The 14,916-nt window shown below is 52.0% G+C and carries 16 protein-coding genes; 10 read left to right on the forward strand and 6 right to left on the reverse strand.

Annotated elements, in window-relative coordinates:
* Positions 1–17 precede the first annotated feature (17 nt).
* The 5 genes from C173_RS14025 to iolG form a co-directional block, all read right to left on the reverse strand.
* Positions 18–1,478 (reverse strand): CoA-acylating methylmalonate-semialdehyde dehydrogenase, encoded by a 1,461-nt coding sequence (locus C173_RS14025; protein ID WP_036725762.1) that lies wholly within the window; start codon positions 1,476–1,478, stop codon positions 18–20.
* A gap of 47 nt (positions 1,479–1,525) precedes the next feature.
* Positions 1,526–2,536, reverse strand: a complete 1,011-nt coding sequence (gene iolC / locus C173_RS14030) for a 5-dehydro-2-deoxygluconokinase (RefSeq protein ID WP_036725765.1) — start codon at positions 2,534–2,536, stop codon at positions 1,526–1,528.
* Between the two features lie 868 nt (positions 2,537–3,404).
* A complete protein-coding gene (locus C173_RS14035) occupies positions 3,405–4,415 on the reverse strand; it encodes a LacI family DNA-binding transcriptional regulator (RefSeq protein WP_036725768.1) in 1,011 nt (336 codons plus the stop codon).
* A 198-nt stretch (positions 4,416–4,613) separates the two neighbouring features.
* The gene (iolB, locus tag C173_RS14040; RefSeq protein WP_036725770.1) at positions 4,614–5,447 is read right to left on the reverse strand and encodes a 5-deoxy-glucuronate isomerase; all 834 of its coding nucleotides are present in this window, start codon (positions 5,445–5,447) and stop codon (positions 4,614–4,616) included.
* A 39-nt stretch (positions 5,448–5,486) separates the two neighbouring features.
* Complete coding sequence (gene iolG, locus C173_RS14045; protein ID WP_036725772.1) at positions 5,487–6,536, reverse strand: inositol 2-dehydrogenase; 1,050 nt, start codon at positions 6,534–6,536, stop codon at positions 5,487–5,489.
* 207 nt (positions 6,537–6,743) lie between these two features.
* On the opposite strand from iolG, the gene C173_RS14050 reads away from it, so the two are divergent.
* The 10 genes from C173_RS14050 (at position 6,744) to C173_RS14095 (ending at position 13,287) form a co-directional block, all read left to right on the forward strand.
* A complete protein-coding gene (locus C173_RS14050; RefSeq protein ID WP_036725774.1) occupies positions 6,744–7,730 on the forward strand; it encodes an alpha/beta hydrolase in 987 nt (328 codons plus the stop codon).
* A 119-nt stretch (positions 7,731–7,849) separates the two neighbouring features.
* Positions 7,850–8,779 carry an alpha/beta hydrolase family protein gene (locus C173_RS14055; RefSeq protein ID WP_162174693.1) on the forward strand — a complete coding sequence of 310 codons (930 nt, stop codon included), beginning with the start codon at positions 7,850–7,852 and terminating at the stop codon, positions 8,777–8,779.
* 124 nt (positions 8,780–8,903) lie between these two features.
* Positions 8,904–9,335, forward strand: coding sequence for a GNAT family N-acetyltransferase (locus C173_RS14060; protein WP_036725779.1), 432 nt, complete (start codon positions 8,904–8,906; stop codon positions 9,333–9,335).
* A gap of 121 nt (positions 9,336–9,456) precedes the next feature.
* Positions 9,457–9,687, forward strand: a complete 231-nt coding sequence (locus tag C173_RS14065; protein WP_036725782.1) for a hypothetical protein — start codon at positions 9,457–9,459, stop codon at positions 9,685–9,687.
* Between the two features lie 126 nt (positions 9,688–9,813).
* The gene (locus tag C173_RS14070) at positions 9,814–10,338 is read left to right on the forward strand and encodes a GrpB family protein (protein ID WP_036725784.1); all 525 of its coding nucleotides are present in this window, start codon (positions 9,814–9,816) and stop codon (positions 10,336–10,338) included.
* Between the two features lie 4 nt (positions 10,339–10,342).
* Positions 10,343–10,921: a hypothetical protein gene (locus C173_RS14075; RefSeq protein WP_036725785.1), complete on the forward strand. Its 579-nt coding sequence runs from the start codon at positions 10,343–10,345 to the stop codon at positions 10,919–10,921.
* A gap of 59 nt (positions 10,922–10,980) precedes the next feature.
* On the forward strand, positions 10,981–11,436 hold the full coding sequence (locus C173_RS14080) for a DinB family protein (RefSeq protein ID WP_036725787.1): 456 nt from the start codon (positions 10,981–10,983) through the stop codon (positions 11,434–11,436).
* A 38-nt stretch (positions 11,437–11,474) separates the two neighbouring features.
* Positions 11,475–11,927 carry a GNAT family N-acetyltransferase gene (locus C173_RS14085; protein WP_036725788.1) on the forward strand — a complete coding sequence of 151 codons (453 nt, stop codon included), beginning with the start codon at positions 11,475–11,477 and terminating at the stop codon, positions 11,925–11,927.
* Positions 11,928–12,002: 75 nt separating this feature from the next.
* A complete protein-coding gene (locus tag C173_RS14090; protein ID WP_036725790.1) occupies positions 12,003–12,932 on the forward strand; it encodes a phosphotransferase enzyme family protein in 930 nt (309 codons plus the stop codon).
* A complete protein-coding gene (locus tag C173_RS14095; protein ID WP_235191888.1) occupies positions 12,913–13,287 on the forward strand; it encodes a hypothetical protein in 375 nt (124 codons plus the stop codon). Before C173_RS14090 ends, C173_RS14095 begins: the two co-directional genes overlap by 20 nt.
* Before the next feature lie 481 nt (positions 13,288–13,768).
* Here C173_RS14095 and C173_RS14100 read toward each other — a convergent pair whose 3' ends face one another.
* Positions 13,769–14,908 carry a glycoside hydrolase family 88/105 protein gene (locus C173_RS14100; protein ID WP_051478045.1) on the reverse strand — a complete coding sequence of 380 codons (1,140 nt, stop codon included), beginning with the start codon at positions 14,906–14,908 and terminating at the stop codon, positions 13,769–13,771.
* Positions 14,909–14,916 lie beyond the last annotated feature (8 nt).

Raw genomic sequence — 14,916 nt, forward strand, 5'->3', positions numbered from 1 at the left:
TCCTCCCTTCGCCTTGTCTACTGCCAGCGGGCAGTGACGACTTTTTTGCGCGTATAGAATTCTACCCCGTCGCTTCCGTTCGCATGAAGATCGCCGTAGAACGAATCCTTCCAGCCCGAGAACGGGAAGAAGGCCATCGGTGCAGGCACTCCAACATTGACTCCCAGCATGCCGGACTCGATATGTTCGCGGAAGTAACGGACCTTCCCGCCATCATTCGTGAAGATACAAGCTCCGTTCGCAAACCGCGAGCGATTCGCAATCTCCACCGCCTGGGCCACATCCTTCACCCGGATCACCGACAGCACCGGCGCAAAAATCTCCTCCTGCCAGATCTTCATCTCCTCCGTCACCCCGTCGAACAGCGTAGGTCCGATGAAATAACCGTCTCCCTGCACCGCCGCATCCTCACGGCCATCCCTGAGCAGCTTCGCGCCTTCGGCGATCCCCTGTTCAATGTAGCTAACTGTCCGCTCTTTATGGCCTTGACGGATCACCGGCCCCAGGAACGTATCCTCCTCCAGTCCATTCCCAATGGTCATGCTGTTGCACTCCCGCAGCAGAATGGAGATCAGCTCATCAGCGACTTCCTCCTGCACCGTTACCACCGAGCAGGCCATGCAGCGTTCCCCGGCAGAGCCGAAGGCCGCATTCACAATCTGGGAGGCCGAAGCCTCCAGGTTCGCGTCCGCCAGCACGATGGAGTGGTTCTTCGCTCCGGCTAGCGCCTGAACGCGCTTGAGATGGTCTGTTCCTTTTTTGTATACATATTCCGCCACCGGCTGCGATCCGACAAAAGAAATCGCCTTGACATCCGGGTGCTCCAGCAGCCCGTTCACCACCTCATGCGCGCCGTTCACCACATTTAGCACACCGTTAGGCAATCCGGCTTCCTCCAGCAGCTCCGCAAGGCGGGCCGCCAGCAGCGGTGTACGCTCCGATGGCTTCAGCACAAAGGTGTTGCCGCAGGCAATCGCCAGCGGGAACATCCAGCAAGGCACCATCATCGGGAAATTGAACGGGGTAATCCCGCCAACCACTCCAATCGGATAGCGGTACATGCCTGACTCGATGCCAGTCGCAATATCCGGCAGCTGCCGGCCCATCATCAGTGTCGGAGCACCTGCTGCGAATTCTACGCATTCAATGCCGCGTTGGACTTCGCCGTAGGCTTCTTTGAAGCTTTTGCCGTTCTCCAGGGTGATGATCTTCGCCAGCGGCTCCCAATTCTCGACCAGCAGCTGCTGATATTTGAACAGAATCCGTGCTCTGCGCGGCACAGGTGTTGCAGACCAGCCTGCAAAAGCTGCCTTAGCCGCCGCCACCGCCCGGTCTACATCGGCTCTGCCGGATAGAGGCGTTCTGCCCAGCAGCTCACCTGTGGCCGGATTCACTACCGGCTCCGTCTGCTCCGTATCGGCTGTTACCCATTGCCCGTTGATATAATTTTTGAGTACTTGTGCCGTTTGCTCTGTCATTCTGTCCACTCCTTCTGTTCTATATAAAGTCTGCTGACTAACCTTACTTATTGCGCTCCTGCTGTAACCTCCTCGTTGGTTCGCAGGAATTCCTCCAGCTCCTCCAGGGTTGGCATAGCATCGGAGCAGCTGTGGCGGGAGATGACAATGGATGCTGAAGCACTGCCGCGCCGCATCGCCTCGCTGACACTGTGCCCGCTCATCAGACTGTGGATAAAGGCTGACGCATAGGAATCGCCTGCGCCGAACGTCTTGAGCACTTTTGCCGGGAAAATCCCGCTCCGGTGGCTCTGCCCATCCGCTGTATAGCCGATCGAACCTCTGCCGCCGTGCTTAATGACCACCAGCTCTGCCTGATGCGAGAACCAGCGGGCTGCGGTGGCCTGATCATCGGCGCCAGCCAGATTGTACAGATTCTCCATCATGTCGAATTCTTCGCGTGTGCCGATGATGCAGTCGCTTTTCTCGGCTGCGAGGTTATAGTAGACCGCCGTTTCAGCGGCTGATGTCCAGGTATAAGGGCGGTAATCGAGATCGAAGAACACGGTCACATTATGCTTGCGGGCAAATTCCAGTGCCAGGAACACCGCTTCGCGGGAAGGGCTCTGCGCCAGCGCCGTACCGGAGATGAGCAGCGCCTTGGAGCTGGCGATGTACTCCTCCGAGATCTCCTCCGTGTTCAGCAGCAGATCGGCCACATGGTCGCGGTACATTAGAATGCTGCATTCCTGCGGGCTCTTAATTTCTGTAAAAGCCAGCCCCGTCACCGCACCCGTCCGGTCCACGCACACCTGGCTGTCGTCAATGCCATCCTTGCGCAGATAGCTGCGGATGAACCTGCCCATCTGGTCGTCGGCCAGCTTGCCGATGAAGCCGGTACGCATGCCGAGCCGCGCTGCACCAATGATAATATTGGCCGGAGAGCCGCCGACATATTTGGTGAAGGTCATCGTCTCTTCCATCGGCCGCCCGGTCTCATTGGCGTTCAAATCAATACACAACCGGCCAACAGCAACTACATCCAGCCGCCGGTCAGGGTCGAACTGTAAACCGTTCATAGTGATGCCTCCTTGATCAAGCTAGGGAAAAGGTGGTTCATTCGGTAATACGAATGGCTGTAAAACGCTGTGAATGGGACAATGAAGTTGAAAATCACACAGTGAAGTTGTAGATCGTACAGTGCAGCTATAAATCGCATAATCGTAAGTTTAATTTGATACGCAGCTGTAAGAGTCGCTTGGCGTGCGGATTGAATATTTCAACATTTAATCGTTTCCTTCGGCACAGAATGTTTCATTTCTTTTCGGGGGGAGGGTAAGCGCTTAACCTAATTTTCTACTTTAGTATAGTTTAGAAGCGAGCTTTTGGCAATCCTCAATTTGAAAGCGATCTCAACAATCAGGTAGAAGGAATTGAAGGGGAACCTCGCCCCCCGGAAAAACAGGTGGAAAAACGCAGCTTAATTTCTCATTTTTTGATACTTAGGAGCAAGCAAGTGGAAAAAAGCAACTACTGTGATTGATTTTGCAGCCAAGGTGGATGTCGGGATTATTCAAGTGCCATTTTTCCAACTACTGCTCCTCCGGCGGGCAATTGTTCGCCAGCAGCTGTAGTAAATCCACTTGTTCTCCGACTTAGCACACGCTGCTGCCTAGCGGGGAGAGTCGGCTAGCCCAACACGCACTCGCCCGGCCCATTGTATTCGGTTTTTCGCATACATCTCGCCCACACGCCCCCGCAGCGCCCATTGTGTTCGATTTTTCGCTTACATCTCGCCCACACACACTCGCTCGGCCCATTGTGTTCGGTTTTTCGCATCTCTCCGGCACACGCCCCCCACACATCCCGCTCTTCCCCCACTACAGCACGCAAAAAAGACCCGCTCCCAGCCGCAGCCGGAACAGGTCTTGAATAGATAGTGTGTGGTTAGTGCGGAACTGGTCCGGTCGAATGGCGGATGACAAGTTCGGGCATCAGCATGATTTTGCGCTTGGGGCTGGTGGGGTTACTGATTGATTCATTCAGCAGAAGCATCGCCTGCTCGGTCATCTCGCGCAGAGGCTGGGCGATACTGGTCAGCGAGGGATGGCAGATTTCGGCCAGCATCGTATTGTCGAAGCCTACTACGGACAGGTCGCGGGGAATGGACAGGCCGGCACTGCGCGCCTCCTTGAGCACCCCGATCGCCAGCAGATCATTGCAGCCAAAGATGGCGGTCGGGCGTATGTTCTGTGCCTGGTTCAACATTTCTGCTGCTGCCGTACGCCCGTTCTCCAGCGTTGCCGAGGTGTGGATCATATTCGCCGGATTGTCAAAAGAAATCCCGGCCGCCTTCAGCGCATCCAGGAACCCCTCCACCCGCAGCCTGCTCCCCGGCAGATTGTCAGAGATCACTCCCAGCCTGCGGTGACCGAGGGACAGCAAATATTCCGTAGCCTGATAGCCGCCCTTGTAATCATCGACGGTGACACTGTTGCCCTCCAGCATACGGATATCGGCTGAGAACAGCACAAGCGGCACATGATCAGCCACCATTCCGCGAATCAGCTCAAGATTCCCCGTATGAGAGGCAATAATCAGGCCATCCACCCGTTTGCGCAGCAGCAGCGAGATGTACCGGGCTGCCTTCTCATCGCTGCGGTCCGTACTGCACACGATTAAGTCACTGCCCTGCTCCTGGGCATAATCCTCGATGCCGCGGGCCGTCTCCGCAAAAAAAGGATTGGCAATATCGGGGATCATCAGCCCGATGGTACCCGTCCGGCGGCTGGTCAACGCAGAAGCTACCAGACTGGGCTGGTAGTTCAGCTCCTCCATGACCCGCCCTACCTTTTCCCGCGTCTTGTCGCTGATCCGGCCGCTTTTATTCAATACCTTGGACACCGTAGCGATAGAGACGCCTGCTTCCCGTGCCACATCATAGATCGTAGGTTTCATTGTTATTAAGCCCGCCTTTGCGTTCATGCCTTCTTATCCTTCGATTATAAGGAAGTCCTCCCACGCTGTCTATCTATCGGGTATGTGTGTCTTCTACAAATCAGCTAGTTCAAAAAGGCTCCCGCTGCGCGGAAGCCCCATAATAATCCATTCGCTTATCTGCCAAGCTGCATAACTTTCTACACTCTGCAGCTCTATTTACTCTGCCGCTGCCGCAGACCCGCTCTGTCCCGGCTTGAACAGCCACTCATGATCGGGATCATTGTGGAACACCCATGTGCGCACCGGTCCGGCCATCACGTTAAGATAATACGAATCATATCCCGGCGGTGCTGAGACAGGATGATAGCCCTCCGGCACAAGCACAATGCTCTTATCCGGAACAGCAATAGTCTCGTCGAGACTGCGGTCATCATTATAGACCCGCTGCACCACGAAGCCGTGGGCGGGATTAACCCGGTGATAGTAAGTCTCCTCCAGATAGGATTCGGCCGGCAGGTTATCCTGGTCATGCTTGTGCGGCGGATAGCTGGACCAATTGCCGCCGCCCGTGCGCACCTCGACCACCAGCAGGCTCTCGGCCACACTCTGCTCTGGCAGGATATTAACAACCTTGCGTGACATACTGCCATAGCCGCGATCCTCGATTGCCGCATCTGACGGGGTAATCAGCCGTGCCGGATATTTGCCGCTTCCCGGAGCAAGACAGACTCCAAGCTCCAGCTCTGTCAGTGCAGTAACCTCATAATGCGCTCCCGCCGGAACATACACAGCATAAGGAGCCATATCTTCAAAGACTGACATGCGTCCGCCGATATCGGCGAACCGCTCGCCATCCACCTCTATATCTGCTTTGCCCGCCAGCAGCACCAGGCAGATCTCGTTCCCCCCGCTATCACGCTCCAGGGTAGCCCCGGCCTGCAATTGGTACACCTCGAACCCGACATACTTCCATCCGGCACTCTCGGGGCTGACCGCAGCGATACAGCCATCCTTATCCGGCGCTCCGGCCTTAATCAGTAGATCAGACATCCTCGTTCATCCTCCTCTGTCTTCAGAATCTGTATCCGCTTACAAGGCCTGCAGTTCAGAAAATCCTGCTTCCGCAGCAGTTACAGACAGCTTGACGGGAAGTCCGCTCAGATACGATTCTCTGGCTGCTTCAGCAATGAGCTGTGCGGCTTCGCCGTCACGGCCGCTGCAGATCACCGGCTCCTGTAGCCTTACTGAACGGGCAAACGCAACAATCTCCTCCGTGAATGCCTGGTTATAGCGCTCCAGGAAGAAATGCTCCGGCTGATCGCGGGTAACCGAAGTCGCGGTGGATACCTCAACTGTTGTCGGGCGGCAGTTGTCGGCGGTCGCCGAACCCAGCGTTCCGAAGACCTCGACCCGTTGATCATAGCCGTATACGGCCTGCCGGCTGTTGTCGATCACGCAGATCGCCCCATTCACGAACGTCAATGTAATGACGGCGGTGTCCACATCCCCGCAACGGCCGAACATCGGATCAATCAGGTTCGCCCCCCGGGTGTAGACCTCAGCCACTTCACTGCCTACCAGATAACGGGCCATATCGAAATCATGAATCGTCATATCCATGAACATCCCACCGGAAGAACGTACATAAGCTTCACCGGGAGGCTGCGGGTCACGCGAGGTAATCTTCACAATATGAGGATTCCCCAGCTCTCCGGACTGAACCAGCCGCTTCAGCTTTCGGAAGCTGGGGTCCATCCGGCGGTTGAAGCCGACTTGCAGCAGCACGCCAGCGTCCTCTGCCGCCTGCAAAGCCCGCTGGGTCTCTTCCGAGGAGAGGCTAATCGGCTTCTCACAGAAGATATGTTTGCCCGCGTGCGCAGCCCGCTCAATCCAGGACGCATGCGAATCGGTCGGCGTGCAGATGAACAACGCTTCAATCTCAGGATCATTCAGTATATCTTCACCCGCAGCAAAAACAGAGCCAAGCCCCCTGCTCTCTGCCCAGGCCAGCAATTCCTCACTCATCATAGCTTCAGCTATGGACTTCAGCTTGAACGACGGCATCGCACGCAGATTGTCTGCGTGGAGGCGGCCGATTCTTCCCGCGCCGATAATGCCAACTACAATCGGTTTAACCATGTTCGCTTATCCTCCTCAAAGGGTAAGCGCTTAACCTTCCCGAGAACAGTATACTTCATGCCCGGGAAAGCTTCAAGCAAATCTTTTCTCAAAAAGATCAGATAAGCGTAGGCCGAAATAAAATAGGAAATAGATACAGTAAGATTTCTCTTTAACACCCCATGAATTCCTATATTATCTAAGCTAGAACAGCAAATGAGGTGACTTATGAGCAAAATTAATTTTACCGAAAGCCTGCTTCGTGTCATTATTTCTCTGATCGGACTTCCATTCACAGGGATTCAAGCGGCTCTTTCCAGATACCTTCTGTATAAATATAAAGCTCCAGGAGAAAAGATTTCCGTTGGCTCACATCATCTCCATGCGATGGTTACCGGCAGCAACACAAGTAATCTTCCGACGATTCTATTGGAAGCAGGAATGGGCGGTTGTGCTCTGGATTGGTCATTGGTTCAGCCCGCATTAGCCAAGCATACCAAGGTCCTCTCCTATGACCGGGCCGGTTTCGGTTGGAGCACTACACCTATCAGTGAGCCGACTTGCGAAGGCTATGTTCGTGATTTGCGGGAATTATTGACGCAGCTTGAATTAGAACCCCCATACATTCTTGTAGGGCACTCCTATGGCGGAATGATCATGCGGCTGTTTGCTTCTAAGTATCCTGAAGAGGTCTCCGGGATTATTCTTGTGGACTCCACACATGAGCAAAGATTCATAGAATCCACTTTTAATCAAATCAGATATGAAGAACGGCTGCGGCACCTGAGACGGCTAAGAATGGGTTATCTTTTATCCCCTATTGGGTTGCCCCGTCTATTAAAACAACCTATTGGTGCCAAACGGCTGCCTCCACCAGTTCAACATACAGTGAATACACTCGGATATCGAAATAATGCGTATAAAGCGGCATATCTGGAATCTCTCTGCACTATAGAAAGTGCCCTCCAATTAATAGAGTCAGAGCCTTTAGTTCCGGAATTACCAATCATCGTATTATCTGCCGGAAGGCAGAATGAGGATTGGCAACAATCACAGAAGAAGCTCCTCCAGTTAACCGCAAAAACCCGGCAGATCATCGCCACGGATAGCTGGCATTCCATTCAACTCTATCAGCCGCAAGCTGTCGTAGATTCGGTACTGAGTTTATTAAGAGAAAATCATCGCAACCAAACAGACAAGCAGGCGTCTATTTAGTAGGAATATATATCCATTATGAAAGGTGAGCTAACATGATTGGGAGATTCATAAGGGTTCTAAAAGGAAGTTCCAGACTCGTTATTAGTATTTTTCATCCAGCCATCGGGGGAGAACCGGTGAAGGGTATAGACCTGTATGCCCCTTGTCAGGCGAAGGCCGCCAAGCTTTTGACAGAGATGGGCGTGGATCTGGACAACTTGAATATTACCAGTGTAACAACCAACGGGGCCATAGCTCCAAAACAGGGAGGGTATCCCGTCGTCCTCTTCTCCCCTGGTTTCGGTGTAGAACGCGATATGTATCTTGGATTGATCTCCAAACTAGTCTCCAAAAACTACGTGGTAGTTACAATTAGCGCTCCGCATGAGTCCGTGTTCACCGTATTTCCAGACGGCAGCTATCTCAAGCAGGCACCAGAAATGGCGGAGCTGGCAAGCAGCGACTACACCAGTTGGTCCCGTCTGCTCCTCAACCGGGTTCAATACATAAACGCAGTTATGGACGTTCTTGAGACGCTTAACTGCTCCGATGATGCTGAGCTCGCCGGGGTGTTCGACCTGGATAAGGTTGCTGTCATGGGACATTCGCTCGGAGGTGCCGCCTCCCTGGAGGCCGCCAAGCAGGATCACCGGATCAAGGCGGCTGTCCTGCTCGATCCCAGTTTTCACCTCATTCGCCGCGAAGACGTACCCTCTTCTGTTCCAGTTCTGCTGCTGCGGCAAGAAGCTTCGGCGTACCGGGAGATGGCAGCATCTATGAATGAGACCATTGCATACGATTACATCGATGGGCAGCGCTATGCCTTCAACTCTCTGAATAATGCCCATTTCTATCGGGTAAAAGGGGCTCAGCACATGTCGTTTTCGGATATTCCGCTTCATTACGGTGATCAACACGCAGTCCCCGTTCATGCTGTTACCGCAGAAGCTGCAACCGCATTCATGGAGGCGGTCTTTTGTAAGGGTGAGGCGGGCCGAAATCTCGCTTTAAAGCCTGGAGAAACCGTCGTTCCCATCAACGCAGAGGGTGAACCTGTAGGAACTTAGCATGAATTAATAAACGTAGTTGCAGGGGCAGTATTGCTTAATTTTAAATGTTCTTTACAGCTAAATACGGGTACTCAATGATACACTTAAGCTATCGTAACTCTTGCTTGAAGGAGTGTTCCAAATGCAATTACAAATAGTGAAAGTGCCCGGCACAAACGATACATCTTATGTTACAAACAAAATGATTGAATTCAATCTCAAGCATTTCCCTGACGAATTGAAGGGCAGATATCAAGCTGTCAACCTTCTTTTGAAGGATAGCGATGGAAATGTATACGGCGGACTAACTGGTGAAATATGCTGGAACTGGTTAGAGGTACAGTATCTATTCGTTGACGAGGACTACAGGAAATTCGGATATGGAAAGAAACTGCTGCTCGAAGCCGAAAAAATGGCTAAAGAAAAAAAATGTGATTTTATCAAATTAGATACCCTAAGCTTTCAGGCATTGGACTTTTACTTAAAGCAAGGGTATGAAGTGTTCGGAACGATACATAACGCCGGCAGTTACTCTCACTATTATTTGACCAAAGAAATCTCTCAAAACAGTTAATTCGTTAGCCAGAGCTTAGGCTACCGCACCCCCCAGTCAAGCATACATCTATTTAATTGGGAAAAGAAGATTGGAAATTAAAGGTGTTGCCTGAAGCATCTAAGAGAAGGATAGATTACTTATGAAAGCTAAAAGGAATATAGCACTTATTCTTAGTTTCATTGCCTTAACTGGAGGCATGTTCATCTCGTCGCTGATTGGTGTTGTCTTTGGAATTATTAGTATAGCTTTGAGTTTGCAACAAATGAAGGCTGATAGAAAGAAATCCTTAATCGCTATAATAATCAGCACAATTGCAATGTTAATTCCAATAATCCTGGCGGTCACTCTAGCCACTATACTCGATGAGTAGGATAACGCGGGAGTATTTTCATAAGGGTGCTGTGTCTCGAAATGTAGCATTACAGCCTAGCGAAACCGTTGTTCCAATCAATTCAGAGGGTGATCCTGTAGTAACTGTATCGTAGGAGGGTTTTTCATGAAAGTTAGACTAAGCGATTATAATCCGGACTGGGTTAACCGTTACCAAGAGGAAGCTTCGTTTTTAACTACAATATTTGCGGATGAAATCGTACGTTTTGAGCATTTTGGCAGCACCTCAGTGCCCGGTTTAAAAGCTAAACCCGTCATTGATATGATGTGTATTGTAAAAGACATAGGCAAAATCGACTCGTACAACGATAAGATGACTCTGCTCGGATATGATGCAGGTGGAGAATGGGGAATTCCCGGCAGAAGGCTATTCCGCAAGGGCGGAGAGGCAAGGACGCATCATATTCATTGTTATCAGGCAGACAACCCTCAGATTGAACGGCACCTCGTGTTCAGAGATTATTTAAGAGCCCATCCGTCGGAAGCGGCAAGATACAGTCAGTTCAAACAAGAATTAGCGGATCGCTTCGAGGATACCAGCCAGTACGGCCCGGCCAAAAAAGCATTTGTGAGCTCAATGGAACAACAGGCGCTTTCCTGGTACACAAGCCTGCGTTCTGATGCGAGGTGAGCCGATGAATTTCAGATGTGAATGCGGACACCGAATCCACGACAATACGGATTATTTGCCCTATAAAGGATACTTCCTTGCGGACCAGGATCAGGATGATCTTATGGATGAGATTGACGATGCTATTGAGAAATCGGGTCCGACGCCGCGGGATAAGGAAGAAGCTGCTATGAGGATTAGATCCCTAATCACTAGACTGTTCAAATCCGCTTACCAGTGCTCCAATTGCGGGAACCTCTTCATGGATCTTGGTCCTGCCGGACTGGAGATGTTCAGGGGAGTTGATCCTGTGAATAAGAATCTGTTACGGTCGGCTTTAGGGGAGCAGTGGCGGGGGCATGTATATGGAGAATGGAAGGACATCCTGCCTGAATGGCAAACTTCTCATGGCATCCTGTACAATGAGACCAATGTCGCCTGTCCAAGCGGAGAATCGGCGGGGAATGGACATTATAGCGATTGGGAAGCCTTGGAACGGGACTATTATCAGTTGTTTGATGAACTCAAGAACAGGAATGCTATACGTTACAGCCAATTGGAAAAGAACGGGACCCTAATTCATTCATGGAGCTTACCTAAATAGCTTTTCTGTATAGGCTGAATGAGTGGAAATAAGCTAAAAAACGCTAAGGAGGAACTCCAATGAAGACAATCCTGCGCATGATGGACCACCTGTACTGGGCGGACGGACGGATTTTGGATGCACTTGAAACGAGTTACACGAAGGACGCGGAGCTTCTGAAGCTGGTGCGGCATGTGGCGGTGGCGGAGCAAGTCTGGCTGTCGCGCTTGCAGGGTAAGGGCAGCACACAATACGCATTATGGGAAGAAGCGGAAGACCTGACGACAATCCGGCAACTGTTCGAAGAGAATGCTGAGCAATACCGCAGCTATATCGGCAAGCTGGAAGAATCTGTGCTGGATCAGATGATTAGCTACAGCAGCCAAAATGGACGTTCGTTCCAGACCTCCATCCGGGACATCCTGCTGCAGGTGCTGTTACATGGGCAATATCACCGTGGACAGATCAACCGGGCCCTTCGGATGGAAGGAGCAGAGCCTGCCCCTGTTGACTACATCGCATTCTCAAGGCTTTAACCTCGCAACTATTAATGAACAAGGAGCGAATGCAAGAAATGGAGATCAGAGCATTACATACGGGTGAACAACCACCAACCGGATTACTCTTATTGGCGGACCCTTCCCCGAAGCTGGTTGAAGACTATGTGGCAAGAGGGCAATGCTTCGTTGCTGAGGCGGATCAACAAGTGGTCGGAGTCTATGTGTTACTGCCTACAAGACCGGAGACCGCCGAGTTGGTCAATATTGCAGTGAATGAGGAGTTCCAGGGGCAGGGAATCGGGAAGCAACTGGTGAATCACGCGATTCAGGAGGCTAAGCGGCTCGGATTCAAAACGCTGGAGATCGGCACAGGTAACTCTAGTATCGGCCAGCTTGCGTTGTATCAGAAATGCGGATTCCGGATCACCGGGATAGACAGGGACTTTTTCATCAGACATTATAGTGAAGAAATCTATGAGAACGGGATGCAGGTGGTGGATATGATCCGCCTGTCTCAAGATCTGTAAGTCATTCTCAGATACGGAACAGCTTCACCAATGTTAATGCAGTGCAGAAATTACCGCGGGAGGTTAGCGCATCTTATGCAAGCACAAATATTGCAATTCCTCAATAATACCTATCCGGTTCAACTCTCCAGTATGGAGGCCGTCACCAATGAAATGTACCGTTGCCACTCGGTGAAGGGGACATTCTTCGCCCGAATCACGAATTATAAGACCTATGAAGAACAATTAGCTGAAGTGAACTGGACTACTTATCTGTTCAATCGGGGCGTACGGGTGCCTGAGGTTGTACCTACAATACAGGATTCGCTTGTCAGCACCCTGCTGCTGAATGAAGAAGAGAAGTCCGTAGTCTTGTTCCAGGCGGCAGCCGGAATTCATCTGCCCCGGGCCAAATGGGATAAAACCATATTCAGAACCCTCGGACAACAGATGGGCAGAATGCATCAGGTGAGCAAAGAATATCAGCAGTCTGAAGCTGCCCAGCCGATTCCGCATTGGTATGATAACGATGAATATGATTTTCTCAAGTCTATTCCTGCAGAAGAGCGGGCCATACGGGATATTGCGAAGGATGTGCTCAAGCAGGTCCGCATGCTGCCCAAAGATGAGGCGAACTACGGCATCATCCACGGCGACCTGTGGTTGAACAATACGCTTGTGGACAGTGACTCTGCGCTGACGATGATTGACTGGCAGGATTGCGAGCGGCATTATTACGTCTATGATCTGGCGGTGCCTATCTACTCTGCCCTGGAGTTCTCGTTTGCGGGCGGACAGAACCTCATAGACTATAAGCGTGCGATAACTAAGGCAATCACGGACGGATATAAGGAAGAGCATCCCCTCTCCGCCGAGATGTCCAGACAGCTGCCGCTGTTTATGAGACTGAAAGAGCTGTTTGAGTACAACCTGATGCATATGTATTGGAACTTCGAGGAGCTCAGCGAGGAGCAGGTGCGCATTCTAAATCTGTACAGAAGCAAGATTGAGTATATGCATACGTGAGGTGAGTGAAGTGTATGACTATATCAGTATTCATTCTGCGGGCTACGCCAAGACTGTAAGGACGGAGGTACTGGAGCGGTTTATCGTGCAGACCTTGGGATTTGAGCAGACTGGACCGCTTCAATTCTCCAAAGGGCTTCATGGCACGCATGTTGGACTGAAGGGAATCTCCGCAAATTCGGATGGCAGTTATGCTTACTACACCCTGGAAGGGATTGAAGAGGTGAATCTGGTCGAGGTCATTCTGCCGGCGATGATGGATGAGCAGCTCGAACATGCCATAACCGGTCTGGCGATGGCCATTGCCGACGAATTCGGCTGGTGCATTGATGAGGACCACGGCTTGGATACTTGACGCAATCATACCTATTCTCCGTGCCTGCACAATGTATGCTGTTTTTCGCATACATTCGGGCCATATGCCTGCTTGCGAACACAATGTATGCTGTTTTTCGCATACATTCAGGACATACGCCTGCATGTGAGCACAATGTATGCTGTTTTCCACATACATTCGGGCCATGCGCCGGTATGTGAGCACAACGTATGCTGTTTTCCACATACATTCGGGCTATGCGGCGCTGCTGTACCAGCCGATTGCATTCGGTTTTTCGCATACCTTCAGCAACACAGTTACTCTACGAATCACTCTAAGAAATCTTATCCACAAATTTACACACACCTTATCCACTGCAGGAGGAAACGATAGCTTCCTATGCAAAAAAAAGCGGCAACCGAGGACGATTCGTCCTTGGCCGCCGCTTGTCTGATCCGCTGGCTTCTGTCACCTGCCCACTTCCTGTTCCGACTCTTCTCGCCTAAGCAGAGTTTCCCCCTCAGCAGTAATGCAGCGCTTCGCCTAGCGCGACCAGCGCCATCGCCTGGCCATAGGCCATCGGGGCAATGATGATCCCTTTGTAGTCCTCCTTGGCTGCGCCGATGGGAGTACCGCCGGACACGCCGAGCACTGTGCCTTCGTCGTCAATTCTGTCCAGGATGGCGCGGATTGCCTGCAGAGCCGGTTCGCTATAGGCCTCCGGGAGCAGTCCCCGGCGCACACCGTTCAGAATACCTGCGGCAATCGCAGCCGAACCCGAAGTCTCGGTATAGCTGCCGGGGTCATCCAGCAGGGTATGCCATAGTCCATCCCCGCTTTGACAAGCGAGCAAGGCTTCCGCCTGGGCCTGTAGCGTCTGCTGGAGATAGCTGAAGACTCCGTCTGCCAGATAGGGCCGCATCAGCTCCAGATATTCCGGCAGGCCGAGGGCGAACCAGCCGTTGCCGCGGCACCAGAAGGCTTCACTGAAGTTGTGGCGCTCTGCAAAATGCCAGCCATGGAAGAAGAAGCCGGTTTTTTTGTCATACAGATATTTAATATGCAGCAGCAGCTGATGCAGCGAGGTCTCGCGCCACTGCGGGTTGTCGTACTTCACACCCATTTTGGCAGTGAACAGAATCGCCATGAACAGCGTATCAATCCAGATCTCGTTCTCATGGAGCGAGACCTCATGCTTATGAGTCCCCGTAGTCACATGCTGATAGCCTTGCTCCAGCGTCCGGGGCAGGCCGTGCATTAGCCATTCTATCCATTCGAGACTCAGCTCTCCGGCCTCTTCCAGCTCCATCAGCGAGAGCAGCGGGGCAGTCGTATTAATATTCCGGCTGGGTAGTCCCTTCGTAAGCTGCCGGGCCATCCATGGCTTGGTGTATGCCGCATAACGGCCGTCCCCGAAATGCCGGTCAAGCTTTTGCAGGCCATACAGCCCCACTCCCTGCGGCCAATCCCACTCTTCCATCCCGAAGTCCCTGGCAAAATACCCCCGGCGTCCCGCGTCTTCCCCCAGGTTCTGCAATTCCGCTTCATTATCCGGCCGGCCCAGCTTCAGCAGCTTATTCGTGACCAGGTCCAGCTTCTGCATAACCTCTTCCTTGCTCACACAGCTAACCGGCACCGCTTGCTTCTCTCCTGCTCCCATCCTAGCCT

This window comes from Paenibacillus sp. FSL R7-277 (assembly GCF_000517965.1).
Taxonomy (GTDB): domain Bacteria; phylum Bacillota; class Bacilli; order Paenibacillales; family Paenibacillaceae; genus Paenibacillus_AQ; species Paenibacillus_AQ silagei.

Coding starts and splice junctions, on each gene's coding strand:
- C173_RS14025 (WP_036725762.1), bottom strand. CDS start 1,478: ATGACAGAGCAAACGGCACAAGTACTCAAAAATTATATCAACGGGCAA.
- iolC (WP_036725765.1), bottom strand. CDS start 2,536: ATGAACGGTTTACAGTTCGACCCTGACCGGCGGCTGGATGTAGTTGCT.
- C173_RS14035 (WP_036725768.1), bottom strand. CDS start 4,415: ATGAAACCTACGATCTATGATGTGGCACGGGAAGCAGGCGTCTCTATC.
- iolB (WP_036725770.1), bottom strand. CDS start 5,447: ATGTCTGATCTACTGATTAAGGCCGGAGCGCCGGATAAGGATGGCTGT.
- iolG (WP_036725772.1), bottom strand. CDS start 6,536: ATGGTTAAACCGATTGTAGTTGGCATTATCGGCGCGGGAAGAATCGGC.
- C173_RS14050 (WP_036725774.1), top strand. CDS start 6,744: ATGAGCAAAATTAATTTTACCGAAAGCCTGCTTCGTGTCATTATTTCT.
- C173_RS14060 (WP_036725779.1), top strand. CDS start 8,904: ATGCAATTACAAATAGTGAAAGTGCCCGGCACAAACGATACATCTTAT.
- C173_RS14065 (WP_036725782.1), top strand. CDS start 9,457: ATGAAAGCTAAAAGGAATATAGCACTTATTCTTAGTTTCATTGCCTTA.
- C173_RS14070 (WP_036725784.1), top strand. CDS start 9,814: ATGAAAGTTAGACTAAGCGATTATAATCCGGACTGGGTTAACCGTTAC.
- C173_RS14075 (WP_036725785.1), top strand. CDS start 10,343: ATGAATTTCAGATGTGAATGCGGACACCGAATCCACGACAATACGGAT.
- C173_RS14080 (WP_036725787.1), top strand. CDS start 10,981: ATGAAGACAATCCTGCGCATGATGGACCACCTGTACTGGGCGGACGGA.
- C173_RS14085 (WP_036725788.1), top strand. CDS start 11,475: ATGGAGATCAGAGCATTACATACGGGTGAACAACCACCAACCGGATTA.
- C173_RS14090 (WP_036725790.1), top strand. CDS start 12,003: ATGCAAGCACAAATATTGCAATTCCTCAATAATACCTATCCGGTTCAA.
- C173_RS14100 (WP_051478045.1), bottom strand. CDS start 14,908: ATGGGAGCAGGAGAGAAGCAAGCGGTGCCGGTTAGCTGTGTGAGCAAG.